Below are 17,262 nucleotides of genomic sequence, written 5' to 3' on the forward strand. Positions count from 1 at the left end.
TCCATTTTGATCTTGCTCCTCCCCGCCCGATCCATGAATCACCGGGCCGACCCCCGAATCAATGCCGATCCTCCCCCGATTCGCGCAACTCCCGCACCTGCTTGGCCGTCACCGCCGCCGCCTGCCCGCCGTAGCGCCCGCGCAGCCACTGCGCCAGCTCGGCCACTTGCGCATCGTCGAGTTGATCGGCAAAGCCCGGCATCTCCTGCATCCGCTCCAGACCGGGCAAGTCGTGCTCCGGCAGACCGTCGAGAATGGCCACGATCAGATTGTGCGGATCGGCATCGCGCAAGCCGCTGTTGTCGTGCAAGGGCGGCGCGACATGCGGCACGCCGCCCGCGTCGCGGCCATGACAGCCTGCGCACAGCGCCAGATAGCGATCGCGCGTGGGCGAGGCGTCGGCAGTAGCGACGGCGGGCACGGCGGCGTCGGTGGGCATGGGTGCGTCGCCGGTCAGATACACCACGATGGCCTGTAGATCCTCCGGCTTGAGCCGGCTGGTCGACAGGTTCACCACCTTGAGCATTTCATCCGACGCCACCGCCGGTGCAGCCACGCCGGTGGCCAGGTACGCATGCAAGCTCTTGCGATTCCAACCGCGCGCGCCCAGGCCGGCGGGAGTGAGGTCGGGTGCGGCGAAACGGCCAAGACGGTTGTTGCCGCTCAAAGGCTTGTCGCGGTCGACCTGTCCCAGCCAGCCGCGCGGGCTGTGGCATTCGCCGCAATGGCCCAGAGTTTCGACCAAGTATTCGCCGCGCTTCCACGCCGCCGATTGTCCCTGCGACGCCGGCTTGGCCTGCGCGCCGGCGAACAGCCAGTTCCAGGCATGGATGCCGGTGCGGATATTGAACGGGAAGCCGACGCCGTTGGCGCGGTTGTCCTGCTTCACCGCCGGCCGGGTCATCAGATAGGCGTAGATCGCATCGCTGTCTTCGCGGGCGATGGTCTTGTAGGAGACATAAGGCATCGCCGGGTACAGCTGATGGCCGTCGCGCGCTTCGCCGCGGGTGATGGTGTGGAAGAACTCATCGGCGCTGTAACGGCCGATGCCGGTTTCCGCGTCCGGGGTGATGTTGGTGCCGTGGATGGTGCCGAACGGCGAGGCCAGCGGAACGCCGCCGGCGAACGGCGCGCCGCCGTCGGCGGTGTGGCAGGCGGCGCAATCGGCCGCGGCGACCAGATAACGGCCGCGTTCGATCTGTGCGGGCTCGGCCTTGACCTGTACGGCGGGCCCGCGGTGATACCAGCGCGTAATCAGCCAGTCGATCGCCAGCCACGCCAGCACGATCAGCACCAGCCACAGAATCCGGCGTTTCCAGCGACGCTTGCTCATCGCGAGGTCTCCTCGTCGCCGGTCAACTTCACCTGCATCAGCACCAGGTGCTCCACCGCCTGGTAATAGCGGACGTAACCGGTGCAACGGCACAGATGCGGATTCAAGGCCTCGGTGACCAACTCGCGCACTTGCTCGCGGGTGTAGCTGGGCGCCTTGTGCTTGGCCAACCGCTCCAACAGCACGGTCGCGGCGTTGACGAAGCCGGGGGTGCAATAGCCGCATTGAAAACTGAAGTGATCCAGGAACGCCTGCTGCACCGGCGACAGCTCGGTCAGCTTGCCGGTCTCATCGTGCTTGGCGTGGCCCTCGACCGTGCGGATGCGCTTGCCGTTGAAGTAGTGCGCGCCGGTGATGCAGCTGCGCACCTCGCGCGGGCCTTGTTCGTCGTCGACGATGACCGTGCAGGCGCGGCACACGCCCTGGCCGCAGCCGAAGCGGGTGCCGGTGAGGCCGAGGTATTCGTGCAGCACATCGACCAGCATCATGTCGTCGGGCACGTCGATCGGGCCGTGCTTGCGTTCGTTGATGGTCAACGACAGCGGAATCAGACGCAGGCTGGAGGCGCTCATGCTTCGGTCTCCTGCTTGGCGGCGGTGGCTGGAGCGGCGTCGGCGGCCGCGTAGGCGGCCAGAATCTTGTCGGCGGTCACCGGCAGTTCGCGGAAGCGGTGGCCGGTGGCGTGGGCGATGGCGTTGACGATGGCCGGAACGATCGGAATCATCACCACCTCGGCCATGCCCTTGGGCGGATCGGTCGCCGAAATCGGCGGCAACACCTCGCCGGTCTGCCGCCACACCGCGACGTCGCGCGCGCGCGGCAGGGTGTAGCGGTTGAAGTTCCAGTCGCCGTCGCCGGGGCCGCCTTCGTACAGCGGCAAGAATTCGTGCAGCGCATGGCCGATGCCCATCGCCAACCCGCCTTGCAGCTGGCTCGACACCAACTCGGCGACGATCGGCGTGCCGCATTCGAGCACCGAATGATGGTTGAGCAGATCGACCTTGCCGGTGGCGGTGTCGACCGCGACCTCGGCGATGGTGCCGATGGCGCTGTAATACACCACGCCGGCGTTGTTGCGTTGCACCGGTGGGTACTCCACGCGAGTGCGTTCGATGATGCGGTAGCCGTGCGCGGTCGCCGTACCCAGGCCGCCGCCGTTGCCGTTGCCCCAGCGCAGCGCGACGCCGTCCAGCGGCAGGCGCGTGTCGCCGGGCAGCGGAAATTCGGCTTCGGCCCATTGCCAGCGGTTGAGGTAATGCACCACCGCGCCGGTGGCCAAACCCGCGGCGTAGGCCTTTTCGATCAACTGCTTCATCGGCAGCGGGGTCAACCCGCCCGCGGTGAGTTTGCCCTCGACCCAGCGCGCGTCCTCGCGCCGCACCGACAGCGGCGACAACTGGCCGCCGCCGAAGCCCTGGCCCCAGATCGCCAACGCCGCCGGCCACAGGCCCTGGGTGAACAATAACCGCGCCGCCTCGCGGGTGGCGTGGCTGAAGAAATACGAAGAATTGCTGGCGCTGCTGGGGCTGGCGTAGTTAGGCGTCCAGCGCGGATTGCCGACGTGCGCGTCCTGGGTGGCTTGCGACATCAGCCATGGATCGTCGGTGGCGATCATCGGCAACTGCGACCAATCGGTTTCGCCGGTCAGCACCTCGTCGGCCGGCCGGCCTAACCACTGCGCGCAGACCACGGCCTGGCTGGTGGCCATGCCGGTGCCCATCTCGATGCCGGTATGGCGCAGCAGCACTCGGCCCTGCGGATCGATCGAAACCTCGGCGAACGCGGCCTCGCCGCCGGTGCCGAAATCCTTTTGCACGCAACCGAAACCCACGCCATAGCGCTTGCCCGGATGGGCCGCCTCGTATTCGGCCTTGCGCTTGGCGCGGCCGGTCCACAGCGGGTGTTCGCGCGATTTGCGCAGCACTTCGTCGGCGCGCTGGGCGCCGCCGGGAATCGCGCCCTGGGTGTTCTTCATGCCGGTGGCGAACACGTTGCGCAGCCGCAGTTCGATCGGATCGAGCTTGAGTTCGGCGGCGATCTCATCGATCAGCATCTCGGTCGCGCCCATGCTCTGCAGGGTGCCGTAGCCGCGCGCCGAACCGGCGTCGAGCGCGCGCGAGGCGATCACGGTGCTGCTCAGATCGCTGCGCGGAAAGTAATAGATCGATTGCGCCGCGGTCGCCGCGACCAGACACACCGACGGCGAGAAGTTCATGCGCCCGCCGCCGTCGCCGAGCATGCGGCCCTGAAACACTTCGAACTTGCCGCTGGCGCGGTCCAGCCTGAGCCGGTAATGCATGCGGAAGCTGTGGCGCTTGAGGCTGGACTGGAACTGCTCGTAACGGTCGTTGGCCAGACGCACCGGCCGGCCGTCGCCATACAACGCCGCCATCAGCGCGACGAACGGAAACGGGTTGTGATCCTTGGAGCCGTAACCGACCGTGTAGCACGGATGCAGCACCAGCCGCTTCACTCCGAAACGGCTGGCGGCCAGCATCGGCGGCCCGAGTTCGGCGATTTCGTTCGGCGACTGGGTGGCGCTGACCAGATGCAAGGTGCCGGTGGCGGCGTCGAACCAGCCGTTGGCGTTGTCCAGCTCCATCGCCGCGGTGTCGATGGATTGCGAGAAGTACTCGCGTTCGATCGTCCACTTGCCCGGCTCGGCGCGGTCCAGTTCGGCCGCCATCGCATCGGCGTGGGCGACGCCCTGCGCATCGAGCTTGCCGCCGGCATCGCCGACGACCCATTCGGGGTTGTGCTTCTTGTAGCCGGTCGGGAACAGCACCGTGTCCTTGTAGCTGGAATAGGTATCGTCGGCGAACGCATCGGCGCCGCCGACGCGGACATAGCGGAACGTCGCCCACGGCGCGCGCTCCAGCGGCCCGGTGCTCTCGCCCCAGCGGATGTTCCGCTCGCGGAACTTGAGCCGGCTCTTGGCCGCGCGGAAGCGGGCGAAGTCGTTCCAGATCAACAAGGCCACCGCATGGCCGAGATAGGCCGGGGTCTTGCCTTCCGGCAGCAGCATGTCTTCGCCGTAGAAGGCGGGGAAGGCGACGCCGTCGCGGGCCAGATCGGCGGCGGTGACGATGCGGTCGGGTTGCAGATCGGCGGGCAACACCGACAAGTCGAAGCCTTGGTAGATCCGGTCGGCGCGGTTCGCGCGCAGCAGCATCGCGTGGGCTTGTTCGCGCGGCCAGCCGGGCAGATCGCGCGAACGCATGTCGTAGCTGAAGATTTTTTCGCCGCTGACCTTGGCGGTGGCGTCGGTGCGGTAACGCACTTTGCCGGTGGCCGGATCCCAGGGCAGCGGCCGCAGCCGTTCTTTTTCGAACAAGGCCGCGAGCGCGGCGCTGCCGGGCGTGGCGACGTAGACGGAAATGCCGGCGACCACGCTGCATTTAAGGAAGTCGCGACGGCTCAAGCGGGCTGGCATGGGCGGAAACTCCGGCTGGCTCTGCGGCCATAGTGGCGCATAAAACCAGCGAAAACCCAGTGAAGTCGAGCGCGACGATGGTCTCAGCACAGCGCGCGTGCCGTTGCGGCAAATGGCGGTTGAGGCCGGAGCATGCCGACGGCGGAAGAAGTGATCCGCTGCGGCGCGCCGAGCCGGCCGGTTTCAGCCGGACTTATCGAGCCATCGCCGGATCGCCTGCGCGGCGGCGTCGGGGCAGGCTTGCAGCAGGAAGTGCGGTGCCGGGATTTCGATGCAATGGGTCTGGAGCTGGCTGCCGCAGCGACTACGCGGTCTTCGCCGGCTAAAAATACAGACATGGCACTTGCTCTTGCCGCAACGCAGCATCGATGTCCCACCGCCGTCCCGACCGGGCAGAACGATGCAGCGGGCCGGACTCATGCGCTGGCGGATTCGTCCAGGCGCGCGCTCAGCCGGTCCAGGGACTTGAGCATCAGCGCGCGATGGCGCGCGAGCTTCATCCAGGTCGGCAAGCGGGAGATCATGGTTTTGTTGGGCGTCGCGCAGCGGCGTTCGCGCTGGTCGGCGGCGACATAGCGGCGCAACTCATCGATGTGTTCGGCGTTGTAGGCCCACAGCAAGCCGGCGCGGGTGCGTTCGATCAAGCGCAGCGGCATGCCGAAATGCGGGTCGTGGCCTTCGCGGTCGCGCTCGCGGCGCGCTTCGACGGCGACGTTGCTGGCGCGCTTGCACAGCGGGCAATCCACCGCGATCGCCTCGGGCAGTGCGGTCGCCAGCCAATCGCGGACTTCGATCGGCCAGTTGCCGGCGCTGGGTCGGATTCGATCGACGCAGAGCCATTGGTAGCCGCAATAACCACAGGGCCGGCGACCGGTCACCCGCAACTTGCCCCACCAATCGCTGCGTTCGCTGCGCGCGTCCAGGCCGCACTGGCCGCAGACGAAGACCGCGGTCCATTGCCGATCCGCCCAAACCGCGCGAACCGCGCCGGCGCGGCCGCAACGCGGGCACGACACCTCGATCCGGCTGGCGAACGAACTCAACCATTGGCCGCTATCGCGATGGCGGATCGGTTCGCTCATTCGGCTCGCGCGCGGCCCGCGCTCAGCACTCGATGACGTTGACCGCCAGACCGCCGCGCGAGGTTTCCTTGTACTTGTCCTGCATGTCGCGGCCGGTATCGCGCATGGTCTTGATGACCTTGTCCAGGCTGACCTTGTGCTTGCCGTCGCCGCGCATCGCCATACGGTAGGCGTTGATCGCCTTGACCGCGCCCATCGCGTTGCGCTCGATGCAGGGAATCTGCACCAGCCCGCCGATCGGATCGCAGGTCAGGCCCAGGTTGTGTTCCATGCCGATTTCCGCGGCGTTCTCGATCTGGCTGGCGCTGCCGCCGAGCGCGCCGACCAAACCGGCGGCGGCCATCGAACAGGCCACGCCGACCTCGCCTTGGCAGCCGACTTCGGCGCCGCTGATCGAAGCGTTTTCCTTGTACAGGATGCCGACCGCGGCCGCGGTCAGCAGGAAGTTGCGCACGCCCTGCAGATTGGCGCCGGGGCAGAAGCGATCGTAGTAATGCAGCACCGCCGGAATGATGCCGGCCGCGCCGTTGGTGGGCGCGGTGACCACGCGGCCGCCGGCGGCGTTTTCTTCGTTGACCGCGAGCGCGTACAGGTTGACCCAGTCGAGCACGGTCAGCGGATCGCGCATCGCCGCTTCGGGCTTGCCCGACAATTCGGCGAACAAGGCCGGCGCGCGCCGCGAGACATGCAGACCGCCCGGCAGAGTGCCGGTCTCGCGGATGCCGCGGGTCACGCAGGACTGCATCGCCGCCCAGATTTCGTCCAGGCCGGCATTGATTTCTTCATCGCTGCGCCAGACCCGCTCATTGGCCATCATCAGCTCGGCGATGCTCAAGCCGCTGCGCTGGCACTGCGCGAGCAGTTCGTCGCCGGAATGGAACGGATAGGGCAGATCGGTGGTGTCGGCGACGATGCGGTCTTCGGCCGCCTCATCCTGATTGACCACGAAGCCGCCGCCGACCGAGTAGTAATCGCGCGTGGCGATCACCCCGCCGTCGGCATCGAAGGCGGTGAAGCGCATGCCGTTGGTGTGGAACGGCAGCTTCTGGCGCTTGTTCATGATCAGATCGTGCTTCTCATCGAAGCCGATCTCATGCTGGCCGAACAAACGGATGCGCTTGCTCTTGCGGATGCGTTCAAGCGCCTCGGGAATGATGTCCGGATCGATCTGGTTCGGCCAATGGCCTTCCAGGCCCATCAACACCGCCTTGTCGGTGCCGTGGCCGCGGCCGGTCAGCGCCAGCGAGCCGAACACCTCCGCGCGCACGCGCACGGTGCGGGCCAGATCGGCCCCGGCCTCGCCGTTGCCGCAGCCCTCGATAAGCCAGCGCTCGATGAAGCGCGCGGCCGCGCGCATCGGGCCGACGGTATGCGAAGAACTCGGACCGACGCCGATCTTGAACAGGTCGAAAGTGCTGACTGCCACGGGCTTGCTGCTCCAACGAAAGGGGTCGGACATTGCTGGCGTGCCGCGCGGCCGGACCCAGGGTCCGCGCCGCGGGGGCGAGAAGGCGCATATTCTACGCGCGACCTGCCATCGCCCGCGCCGTGTTTACGGCCGCGGACCTGGTTTCCCGCCATACCACGGCGCATTGACGCCGCCCCTAGCAGGACCGGACTGTGCTGACTTTGTTCCAACGCGACGACTGCCACCTGTGCGACCTGGCCTTGGAGGTGCTGGCGCAAGCGCGCGCGCCCGAGTTCGAGAGCGTTTTCATCGATGAGGATGAGGCGCTGGAGGCGCGCTATGGGGCGCGGGTACCGGTGTTGCGCGATGAGGGGCGGGGGGTGGAGTTGGATTGGCCGTTCGATGCGGGGCGGGTGGCTGAGTGGCTGGGAGCGGGTTGAGGCGATGTTTGCCGGTCTGCACGACAGTCTGCTGGTGGGTTATCGCGTCGATGGCGAGGAGCGGCGGCTGAGCTTGTTGCTGCGTCCGCATCACGGCAGCGCGCCGGGGCCGTTCCGGATCGAGTTCGAGGGCGTGTACGCGCATCGCTTCGACGCGCCGCTGCTGCCGGCGATCTTGTCGGACTTGGAGGAAGCGTCCGCCTCGCGGCTGATCGAAGAAGAATGGGACCAGATCCGGCCGCGCATGCGCGGTAATGGTTGGCCTGGCGGCGATTGGGCGATCGATGATCTGGATGCCGCGCGGACCTATGTCGAGCGCGAAGGCTTGAAGGCTTATCGGCTGAGTTCCAGCTACGGCCTGGACGGTTGGATCCTCGCCCGTTCGGCGCGGATGCTTTCGAACTGGCCGTGAGCCCCTGTAGGAGCGGCGCGAGCCGCGACCGGGACAACACAGTTACCTCGAAAATTCGGCGTAGTTGCGTTGTCGCAGTCGCGGCTCGCGCCGCTGCCTCTAGAAAGCCATTCAGCACCAAGCGACCTTGCGATCAATGATCTCAATCGGTAAGAGCAGCATATGAGCGAACTAAAGAGAGAAATCCCTCTAGCACTCGTTACTGCCTGGTCCAATTATGGCGCCGTTTCCGGCGCCGTAATCGATCGGCAGTTCATAGACAGAGGTTTTTCGGGTGTGCAGGCGCAAATAGATTTCATCAGAAGCGTTTACGGCCCAAATGCCTACGAGGCCGATATTGAAGCCCACTCGAGCCTTGAAGCGTTTATGCGTATGCGTGGCTTGGCAGATGAGATTGACACAACAGTCGCCATTGCGCTCAATGGAGATGAGAGCCAGCTAGACAGTATCTGGCTTACCATTCTTGATGATCCTAGGCTTCCGAGTTTTTTGAAGCAGGACGCGTTGCGCAACTTGTCCAACGAGCGATATGAAGCTCTCATTGCGCCTCATGTCCCGGCCTTGAAGAAAGCACTGCTAGAAGAACAGTCAACTGTTTGCCGACTCTATGTGGAGCCGGCGATAGCATTGCTCGACAAGGAGGCGATCAGCCTGCGCAAAGAAGTGTTCAATGCTGTTATGTCGGACGCCTATGGTGCGCTGGGTTTTGAGGCCGTAAAGAAGAAGCAGAAGGTCAATATTTATCGAAAGCAACTTTCCTCTAGCTATGCCGTCGTCATCGAGCCTGATGTTGTAACGCTAGGCAGGGATTGCAGACTTGATAAAAGATATCGTTCGCCGCTTATCTATTGGCCACTGCTTACCTACGACAAATCCTGCTATCTGACTTCAGCGAGTGGCGAAGATAAGTTTTTTCACTTTTCGTCGGGAGTCAGAAGCATTGCATCTGAGCGGAGATGCCGCTATGACAGCACGCTTTCTTTAGAGGTCATGGTCAGGGCAGACGCACTATGGTGCGAAATCGCTCTCGCTCCCTTTGAGCAAATCGTGAAGCAGATTGAGAGCTGATCGCTGTCTTCTTGTGTAAATGGAGGTTCCGGAAAACGGGCTCTTTCCTTTCTCTGTGACCGCAAGCGCTTGGTACGGCTCGATTCTTGGCGATACAGTCACCTGGCGTATTTCTCCGGCGGTTCTATCCCGAGGCATCTTTTCGTAACGGGCTTGTCGCCAGCGGTCCAAATAACCGTCGCTGCTTCACGAGCGAGGGCTGCGACGGGTTTGGCGTCCCGGAGCCTTGCGCACAAGCCGAAAACAGTCAGCGGCAAGACAAAAGGCCTCGCCCGCGCACGCCGGGGCTTGCGCGCAAAGCGCGAAGGCTTGCGAGCGCGAAGCGCAACGGGTTGCGTGCGAGGCTCGCGATACCGGCCGCAAGCCGAAATGCTTCGCGGTCGGCACGTAGGGTTTGCGCGCAAGGCTTTTTGGCTTGCGATCGCAAGGCAAAAAGTGTCGCGCGCAAGGCGTTGGGTGTCGCGTACGAGGCGTCAGAGGCCAAGGTCGGGATTCTGCGGCTTGCGCTCGAAGCTTTAAGCCTTGCGCTTGGTCCGCTGCGGCTTGCGCTTGGAGCGCCGAGCGCGGGCATCGGAGCGATTCGATACGGCATTGGAGCCGAGCGGCTTGCGAATCGGTCCAGAAGAGCCGGGGGCTGCCCCCAGTGGGGCCGGCTTGGGACGGCGAGCGCCGCGTTTGCGGTGTACTGGGCTGCGACCGGTGTGTCGGAAGACGACGGTCGGGTGGGGCAGGGATCAGGCCGGGCGCATGGTCTTGAGGTTGCGGTCCATCTGCTCGGCCCAGAGCCAAAACACTTGAGCCAGGGCGCTGCGGCGGGATTGATCGCGTTGAGCGAAAGCAGGTGCGGGTGCGGTGGCCGGGTCGATGGTGCCGGCGATGCCGATCAGTTCATCGTGAAAGGCTTGTAAGGCTAGGAAGGTATCGAGAGGAACGACCACGGTCCGCGTGAGCGGTGTGGGCGAGGTTTTTCGTGGCATGAGCGCGTTCCTTGTCCATGGATTGATGGCCCGCGCAGCGCGAATGCACCGGCGGGATGTCGGGAGGTTAGAAGCCGCACAAACACGGTGGGCGTATTCCCCTTGCGGGTGTTGTATTAGCCCCCTCCCGACGCATGAAACAAACGCCGGTGCGCCTGCGAAGCAGGCGCAAAAAAACCACCAAGTAACGGAGGTGGAATCCGGTTTGTGAGGAGCTTCTAAACTCCGATGTCGAGATTGATAGTTGGACAATCCGCTGTCAACGGGTGGTTGCGAGAAATACAAGCGATGCGAGATGTTTCTGGCTGAGATGCAGCAAATGCTTCGATGAAAGGCACCATATAAACTGACTGATCTGCACTGCCCCGCTTCGGGTTGCTCTGATGTCGTCGACGTATCTACGACTCCGAGGTGCGATCATCAGTGCTCAGAGGTGCAAGAACAAAAAGTAGCGCTGGCAAGAATGACAACCATGACAGGGATGGCCATGAAAACAACCGCAGCAATTACCTTTCTCTTTCTATCGGCATGTGCAAGCGCGTCACCTGTTGATCCAGCGCCTGCGACTGCGGAGACGTGGGTCCAGGGGTCGGTTGGATTCGCGCCATCCACGAAGAATGAACTCCCGACTGCAAGGTACACCCAAGTACAAGATGGAGAGTTGGATGCAGCGCTGGCTCAGCTCGATTCCAGCCAGTTTGTTCCACTGTCCAAGGAAGGTCTTCAGAAGAACTTTCCGGTTGCTGCCTCGCGACTGCCTTTAGTAGGGCGCTATTACCTTGTGCGAGGGCCATCTAATGAGGGAGGAGGGGGTTACACTGTTTACTACAAGTCTGGAGACTTGTTGATTTTGCACACTCAGATGGGTGGGTGTGGCAAGCCTTTGAAGGCGGCTTTTGTCGTTGCGTTAGATGCGGACATCAAAAATTTGTACGGCGGGTGCTCTGGGGTCATGTAGCGCCAGTCTGAATCTTTCGGGATTCCAATGGCTGGTGAATCCGATGTCGCGCTGTTGCTGACATCGGAACAAAAAGCGCCGCGATAGTCGCGGCGTTTTTGTTTGCACTTATTCGCATCTGTTCGATGCAATCACTCGCGCATCAATCGAGCGCCGCTGCATATCCGGTAACGACGATCCGGCTCTGCAACGCGCTGGACAACGCAGGTGTTTCGAAACCTTCGACGTTGTCGAGTTGTCGCAGTCGCGGCTCGCGCCGCTCCTACAGGTAGATCGCGCGGCTTACTTCGCCGCCGCAAACACCACCTTGGTGCTCACCGCCACTTCATTCGGAATGATCGACGTATCGGCCCAATCGCCGCCACCGACATTGAAGTCCAAGCGCTTGACCGTGGCCTTGCCCGCCAACACCGGCTTGTCGCCCGGCGTCCAGGTGAAGTTCAACGTCACCGGCTTGGCCACACCGCGCAGGCTCAAGCTGCCGTCGGCGGCGTAGTTGTTTCCGCCCAGGCTGCGGAACTTGGTCGCAGTGAACCGAGCCTGCGGAAACTTGGCGATGCTGAAGAAATCCACGCCCTTGAGCGTGTCGTCGCGTTCGGCGTTCTTGGTGTTGGCGCCGGCCATCGGGATCACCACGTCGAGTTTGGACGTCGCCAGTTGCGCGGGGTCGAAGCTCAGGCGCGCGGTGAAGCCGGGCAAGCTGCCGGCGAAGACCTCGCCCTGGTACTTGGTGGCGAAGGTCAGGCTCGAGCCGCTTTGTTGGACGTAGTCTGCGGCGAAGGCGGGCGCGGCGGCGGCGAGCAGGGTCGCGGCCAGGGCGAGGGATTTAATCTGCATCGATGTTCTCCGAAGAGGAGGAGGGGGAGGAGGCGGGAGGGAGGTCGTCGAGGGACGAATCGCGTTCGGCCCGGCGGCTGCGCGGGCCTCGCGGCAGCATCCGGGTCAAGGTGGCGTCGTTCTGGAACAGGTGGTGGTAGAACGCGGCGGCGGCATGCGCCAGCACCAGCGCCAGCAGCAACCAGAAGCCGTATTCGTGCAGCTTGTGGCTGAGTTGGGCGAGATCGTCGCTGCGCGCGGCGATCTTGGGCAGGTTGAACAGGCCGAAGTACTGCAGCGGGTAGCCCGCCGAGGAGTTGAACATCCAGCCGGAAATCGGCAAGGCGAACATCAGCGCGTACAAGGCCCAGTGGGTCAGCGAGGCGATGCGCTCCTGCCAGTGCGGGGTGCCTTCGACCGGTTTGGGCGCGCCGGCGTAGAGGCGCCACAGCAGGCGCAGCACCACCAGGGTCAGCAAGGTCAGGCCCAGCGATTTATGCAGGGCGTAGATCTTGATCTTCGACGGTCCGTTGCTCATGTCGACCATGGTCAGGCCGATCACGGCGATGGCGGCGATCAGCAGCACCACCAGCCAGTGCAGCAGTTGGCTCACGGCGCCCCAGCGATCGTGGGTGTTTTTCAAAGTCATCGGCTGGGCTCCGGATCGGGCTTGGCTGTGGAATCGGTGGAATCGGTGGGTTCGAGAGCGGGATCGGTGTCGGCGGCCGGATCGGCCGCGCCGGTTTGCGGCGCGGCGCCGACGAATTTGTCGCGCACCGCTTCGGCTTCGATGCGCAGTTCCACTTCGTCGCCGATCACCGATTTCCACGCGTCGATCCCGAACGCGGCGCGGCTGAGCCGCGCGGTCGCCGAGAATCCGGCGGTGCGGTGGAACGGCGGCAGCGGGTGGCGCTTGAGTTGGTTGAGCTTGACGTCCATGCACAGCGGCTGGGTGACGCCGTGCAAGGTCAGTTGGCCGCAGACCTGGGCGCGGTCGGCGTCGCCGGCGACCGGTTCGACCCGCTCGGAGACGAAGCGGGCGATCGGATAGCGCTTGGCGTCGAGCAGGTTGGACGCCAGCGTGGCCTTGTTCCATTTCGCGTCGCCCAGGTCCAGCCGGGTCAGCGGCACCTGCACGTCGAGTTTGGCGCTGCGCCAGTCGTCGCGGTCGAAGCTGAGGGTGCCGGCGCTGCCGGACACGGTGCCGATGGCCTGGGAGAAGCCGGCGTGGGAAATCGCGAACGCGACCCGGGTGTGGACCGGGTCGAAGCCGTAGGTCTCCGCTTGCGCCGCGGACGCGGCCACGGGCAGCGCGAGCAGCGCGGCCAGGGCGATGACGCAGCGGTGAGTGAGAGACATGGCAGCTCCGGCAAGGTTCGGGGGATTCTAGGCATAGCCGCGCAAGCCCGTGTAGAGGCGTGCGCAACGATCCGTTTCGGCGGTCCGTCCCGCGTGTGGATCGACCGGAAACCGACGGCCGCTGCGGGGCACAAGTTCCGTGACTTGCCTCGCAGGGCCGATTCGCCGAGCCTAGTGCATGGGGAAAGGCGGGGGGCGCGCATTGCCGGATGGTCAGGCGGTGGCCAGCTTGCGGTCAGGCCAATGTCAGCGGAGCGTCATGTGCGGCCGCCGTTTGCCGCCGCAACGGCCTGCTAGGACAGCATGTTTCATGGGAAGAGGGATCGGGATGCTGCGAACGCTGTTATGCGCCTGCTTGTGCGCCTGGGTGCCGTTTGCGGCCGGCGCCGGCGTGCCCGAGGCACCGCGAGCGCGCATCATCGGTGTCGCCGACGGGCTGCCGTCGAGCAAGATCAACGGCATGGCATTCGACCATGCAGGTTATTTGTGGCTTGCCACCACCGACGGGTTGGCGCGTTACGACGGCATCGGCATGAAAGTGTGGCGGCACATGCCGGACGATCCGGCCTCGCTGCCCGGCAACGACCTGACTCTGGTCACCGTCGACGACCGCGACCGCATCTGGGTCTCGGCCGAGGGCCGCGGTCTGAGCATGATGGACGCGCAGCGCAACGGCTTCGTCCACTACCGCCGCGCCGAGCATCCGCAGATCGGCAGCGACGACACTTTCGCCGTGGCCAGCCGCAACGGCGAGATCTGGTTCGGCACCTACGGCGGCGGCCTGCACCGGCTCGACCGCAACGGCCGGATCGTGCGCTTCATGCCCAAGGACGGCGATCCGCGCAGCCTGCCGTCGGACACGGTGCTGTCGTTGAGTTTCGACGCGCGCGGCGAGTTGTGGATCGGCACCTTCAAGGGCCTGGCGCGCTGGACCGGCAGCGATTTCGAACGCATCGCCGTGCCCGGCGAGGATCCGGCGCCGTGGGTGTTCTCGGTCACGCCCAGCGGCGATCAGCTGTGGGTCGGTACGAAGACCGGGCTGTATCGGCGCGAGCGCGACGGCCGCTGGAACAATCCCGATTATTCGGTGATGTTCGGCAATCTCAATGCGGTGCTGACCATGGCGCCGGACAGCGGCGGCAACTTCTGGCTCGGCACCCAGCGCAGCATCTGGCGCGCCGCGCCCAACGCGGTGCCGCTGCCGATGCCGTTGGGTCCGGCGCGGCCTGCGCGGCCGGTGCTGCAGATCGTCGGCCAGGACGACGGCTCGTTCTGGTTCCCGCTGGCCGGCGTGGGCGTGGGCTATCTGCGTTCGGATTGGCGCCGTATCGCCCAGTACTCGCGCGAGCGCGGCAGCCTCAGCAGCGAGCTGTACACCGCGCTGACTCCGGCCGCGCGCGGCGGTTTCTGGTTGCTCGGCGCGCGCGGCGAAATCGAGCGCCTGGGCATGGACGGCACGGTCGAACCGGTCAGCGACGGCCCGCACGATGCGATGGGCAAGGGCGGGCTGCCCAACACCGCGATCGAAGACCGCCAAGGCCGGCTGTGGATCGCCACCAGCCGCAACAACCTGGTGCGGCTGGATCCGTCCGGCGTCTGGCGCGATTGGAGCGCCGACACGCCCGATCCGGTGATGCCCGGCGAACCCAACCGGATGGAGATCGCGCCCGACGGCACGCTGTGGATTTCCTACCTCACCCAAGGCCTGCAACAGCGCGATCCCGACAGCGGCAAGGTGCTGACCACCATCGCCGCCGGCGACCGCCAGGGCATCGGCAACGCCGATTTCGACGCGATCGGTTTCGCTCCCGACGGCGCGTTGTGGATCGCGTCGGGCGACGGCCTGTTGCGCCGCGACGCGGCCAGCAACGTCATGCGCAAGGCGCCGGGCCTGCCGGCGGACCGGGTGTTCGGTTTCGTGTTCGAAACCTCCGACAGTCTGTGGCTGCAACGCTTGAACGGTCTGGAACACTACCTGCGCCAGAACGGGCGTTGGACGCTGGAAACCAGGGTTGGAGTGGAAGACGGGATTCCCGCGGTGGAAGGCACCGCGCTGTTCCGCGACCGGATCGGCCGGATCTGGCTGCCGACCTCGCGCGGCCTGTTCCGCTGGGATCCCAAGCAGCGCCGGCTGCGCCGCTTTGGCGTGCAGGACGGCATGAGCAGCCAGGAGTTCCTGCGCCGCGCCTCGGTGCTGACCCGCGACGGCGTGCTCGCCGCGTCGCTGTCGGACGGCAGCGTGGTGCTGATCGATACCGCCCTGGCCGATCCGCCGCCGCGTCAGCCGCGTCTGGTCTGGCATCAGTTGGATGTGCGCCGGCACGGCCGCTGGGTGCCGCTGCCGTTGCAGAACAAACCGCAGGTGTCGGGTTCGGAAGGCGCCTCGCGCTATTCCGGGTTGCCGAGCCTGGCCCCGGACGATCGCGAAATGCGCGTGCAGATGCGTTTGCTGTCGTTCGACGATCCGCAATCCAACCGCTACTACACCCGCCTGGACGGCTACGACAACGACTGGGTCGCGGTCGGCGACAGCGGCGAGCGGGTGTTCGCGGGCCTGCCGCCGGGCAATTACGTGATGCAAGCGCGGGCGATGGACGCCAACGGCAACGTCGCCGATGCGCGCAAGCTGGAATTCAATGTGCGTCCGCCGTGGTGGCGCACGCCGCCGGCGTTGGCGGCCTTGCTCGGATTGCTGGTGTTGGCGGCCTGGGGCGGCACGATGGCGTATCGGCGCCGGCTGGCGCGCCGTTTGAACTGGCAGCGCGCCGAACACGAACGCGAAGTGGCCAAGCAGGCTTCGCTGGCCAAGACCCGGTTCCTGGCGACGCTGGGGCATGAGGTGCGCACGCCGATGACCGGCGTGTTGGGGATGAGCGAGTTGTTGCTGGATACGCCGCTGGATCAGAAGCAGCGGGGGTACACGGAATCTATTCGCCGCGCTGGCGAACACCTGTTGCGGTTGGTCAACGACGCGCTGGACCTGGCCCGGATCGAATCGGGCCGCCTGGAACTGGCGGCCGAGCCGTTCGACCTGCGCGCGATGGTCGATCAGGCCGCCGACTTGATGCGGCCGCTGGCGCAGCAACGCGGTCTGGGTTTCGAAGTGCGCATGGCCGCCAACGCGCCGCACGGTTTGCGCGGCGACGGCAGCCGGGTCTGCCAGATTCTGCTCAATCTGCTCGGCAACGCGATCAAGTTCACCGAGCACGGCAAGGTCAGTTTGCTGGTCGAAGCGCTGAGCCCGCAGGGCGTGCGTTTCGAAGTGGCCGATACCGGCCCGGGCCTCAACGAAGAACAGAAGGCGCGCTTGTTCCGCCGCTTCGAGCAGGCCGAGGGCGCGCGCACCGCGGCGCGTTATGGCGGTAGCGGGTTGGGCTTGGCGATCAGCCAGGAGCTGGCCGCGGCGATGGAGGGGCAGATCGCGGTGTTCAGCGAGCCGGGGCAGGGCGCGCGGTTCGTGTTCGATTTGCCGTTGGCGGTGGCTGAGGTTCCGCAGGCGGTGGCGGGTTCAACGCCGGAGCCTGGCTTGCGTGGCTTGCAGGTTGGGCCGCGGGCTGTGCTTTTGGTCGAAGACGATCCCACCGTCGCCGAAGTCATCGCCGGCCTGCTGCGCGCGCAGGGCCATCGGGTCAGCCACGTCGCCAACGGTTTGGCCGCGCTGGCCGAAACCGCGACCGCGCCGTTCGATCTGGCCTTGCTCGATCTGGACTTGCCCGGCATCAACGGCCTGGATCTGGCCCGGCAGTTGCGCGCGCAAGGCTTCACCCAGCCGCTGGTGGCGGTGACCGCGCGCGCCGACGCCGATGCCGAGCCGCAGGCCAGCGCGGCCGGCTTCGACCGTTTCCTGCGCAAACCGGTGACCGGCGCGATGCTGGCCGAGGTCTTGCGCGAGATCGCCGAGAGCGCCGCCGACGCGACCTCCCCGGGTCCAGGTCCGTGACCCGAGGCGCAATTGCGCAAACCCGTACCGTTGCCG

General features: G+C 65.5%; 13 protein-coding genes. 4 read left to right on the forward strand and 9 right to left on the reverse strand.

What is annotated here, in order from left to right; genetic code table 11:
* Positions 1–58 precede the first annotated feature (58 nt).
* The 5 genes from V7787_RS17345 to V7787_RS17365 form a co-directional block, all read right to left on the reverse strand.
* Positions 59–1,333 carry a cytochrome c gene (locus V7787_RS17345; RefSeq protein ID WP_336088758.1) on the reverse strand — a complete coding sequence of 425 codons (1,275 nt, stop codon included), beginning with the start codon at positions 1,331–1,333 and terminating at the stop codon, positions 59–61.
* Complete coding sequence (locus V7787_RS17350) at positions 1,330–1,905, reverse strand: (2Fe-2S)-binding protein (RefSeq protein WP_442965318.1); 576 nt, start codon at positions 1,903–1,905, stop codon at positions 1,330–1,332. The genes V7787_RS17345 and V7787_RS17350 overlap by 4 nt, the downstream gene beginning before the upstream one ends.
* A complete protein-coding gene (locus V7787_RS17355; protein WP_336088759.1) occupies positions 1,902–4,766 on the reverse strand; it encodes a xanthine dehydrogenase family protein molybdopterin-binding subunit in 2,865 nt (954 codons plus the stop codon). The genes V7787_RS17350 and V7787_RS17355 overlap by 4 nt, the downstream gene beginning before the upstream one ends.
* A 416-nt stretch (positions 4,767–5,182) precedes the next feature.
* Positions 5,183–5,848, reverse strand: a complete 666-nt coding sequence (locus V7787_RS17360; protein ID WP_336088760.1) for a hypothetical protein — start codon at positions 5,846–5,848, stop codon at positions 5,183–5,185.
* 22 nt (positions 5,849–5,870) lie between these two features.
* Entirely contained in the window at positions 5,871–7,274 is a 1,404-nt protein-coding gene (locus V7787_RS17365) for an L-serine ammonia-lyase (RefSeq protein ID WP_336088839.1), read from the reverse strand.
* Between the two features lie 194 nt (positions 7,275–7,468).
* Between V7787_RS17365 and V7787_RS17370 the strand changes: the two genes are divergently transcribed.
* From V7787_RS17370 to V7787_RS17380, 3 genes are all read left to right on the forward strand, one after another.
* Positions 7,469–7,696, forward strand: coding sequence for a glutaredoxin family protein (locus V7787_RS17370; RefSeq protein WP_336088761.1), 228 nt, complete (start codon positions 7,469–7,471; stop codon positions 7,694–7,696).
* Positions 7,697–7,700: 4 nt separating this feature from the next.
* Positions 7,701–8,108 (forward strand): hypothetical protein, encoded by a 408-nt coding sequence (locus V7787_RS17375; protein WP_336088762.1) that lies wholly within the window; start codon positions 7,701–7,703, stop codon positions 8,106–8,108.
* A 162-nt stretch (positions 8,109–8,270) separates the two neighbouring features.
* The gene (locus tag V7787_RS17380; protein ID WP_336088763.1) at positions 8,271–9,176 is read left to right on the forward strand and encodes a hypothetical protein; all 906 of its coding nucleotides are present in this window, start codon (positions 8,271–8,273) and stop codon (positions 9,174–9,176) included.
* A gap of 734 nt (positions 9,177–9,910) precedes the next feature.
* Here V7787_RS17380 and V7787_RS17385 read toward each other — a convergent pair.
* From V7787_RS17385 to V7787_RS17400, 4 genes are all read right to left on the reverse strand, one after another.
* Complete coding sequence (locus V7787_RS17385; RefSeq protein ID WP_336088764.1) at positions 9,911–10,153, reverse strand: XAC0095 family protein; 243 nt, start codon at positions 10,151–10,153, stop codon at positions 9,911–9,913.
* 1,240 nt (positions 10,154–11,393) lie between these two features.
* Complete coding sequence (locus V7787_RS17390; RefSeq protein WP_336088765.1) at positions 11,394–11,948, reverse strand: YceI family protein; 555 nt, start codon at positions 11,946–11,948, stop codon at positions 11,394–11,396.
* A complete protein-coding gene (locus V7787_RS17395) occupies positions 11,938–12,576 on the reverse strand; it encodes a cytochrome b (RefSeq protein WP_336088766.1) in 639 nt (212 codons plus the stop codon). The genes V7787_RS17390 and V7787_RS17395 overlap by 11 nt, the downstream gene beginning before the upstream one ends.
* Entirely contained in the window at positions 12,573–13,286 is a 714-nt protein-coding gene (locus V7787_RS17400; RefSeq protein ID WP_336088767.1) for a YceI family protein, read from the reverse strand. Before V7787_RS17400 ends, V7787_RS17395 begins: the two co-directional genes overlap by 4 nt.
* 328 nt (positions 13,287–13,614) lie before the next feature.
* On the opposite strand from V7787_RS17400, the gene V7787_RS17405 reads away from it, so the two are divergent.
* The gene (locus V7787_RS17405) at positions 13,615–17,226 is read left to right on the forward strand and encodes a hybrid sensor histidine kinase/response regulator (RefSeq protein ID WP_336088768.1); all 3,612 of its coding nucleotides are present in this window, start codon (positions 13,615–13,617) and stop codon (positions 17,224–17,226) included.
* Positions 17,227–17,262: the final 36 nt, after the last annotated feature.

This window comes from Pseudomonas sp. CGJS7, assembly GCF_036961695.1.

What these genes read in the sequence shown, in the direction of transcription:
- V7787_RS17400 (WP_336088767.1), bottom strand. Translation starts at nt 13,286, where the DNA reads ATGTCTCTCACTCACCGCTGCGTCATCGCCCTGGCCGCGCTGCTCGCG.
- V7787_RS17405 (WP_336088768.1), top strand. Translation starts at nt 13,615, where the DNA reads ATGCTGCGAACGCTGTTATGCGCCTGCTTGTGCGCCTGGGTGCCGTTT.
- V7787_RS17395 (WP_336088766.1), bottom strand. Translation starts at nt 12,576, where the DNA reads ATGACTTTGAAAAACACCCACGATCGCTGGGGCGCCGTGAGCCAACTG.
- V7787_RS17350 (WP_442965318.1), bottom strand. Translation starts at nt 1,905, where the DNA reads ATGAGCGCCTCCAGCCTGCGTCTGATTCCGCTGTCGTTGACCATCAAC.
- V7787_RS17385 (WP_336088764.1), bottom strand. Translation starts at nt 10,153, where the DNA reads ATGCCACGAAAAACCTCGCCCACACCGCTCACGCGGACCGTGGTCGTT.
- V7787_RS17345 (WP_336088758.1), bottom strand. Translation starts at nt 1,333, where the DNA reads ATGAGCAAGCGTCGCTGGAAACGCCGGATTCTGTGGCTGGTGCTGATC.
- V7787_RS17355 (WP_336088759.1), bottom strand. Translation starts at nt 4,766, where the DNA reads ATGCCAGCCCGCTTGAGCCGTCGCGACTTCCTTAAATGCAGCGTGGTC.
- V7787_RS17380 (WP_336088763.1), top strand. Translation starts at nt 8,271, where the DNA reads ATGAGCGAACTAAAGAGAGAAATCCCTCTAGCACTCGTTACTGCCTGG.
- V7787_RS17390 (WP_336088765.1), bottom strand. Translation starts at nt 11,948, where the DNA reads ATGCAGATTAAATCCCTCGCCCTGGCCGCGACCCTGCTCGCCGCCGCC.
- V7787_RS17360 (WP_336088760.1), bottom strand. Translation starts at nt 5,848, where the DNA reads ATGAGCGAACCGATCCGCCATCGCGATAGCGGCCAATGGTTGAGTTCG.
- V7787_RS17375 (WP_336088762.1), top strand. Translation starts at nt 7,701, where the DNA reads ATGTTTGCCGGTCTGCACGACAGTCTGCTGGTGGGTTATCGCGTCGAT.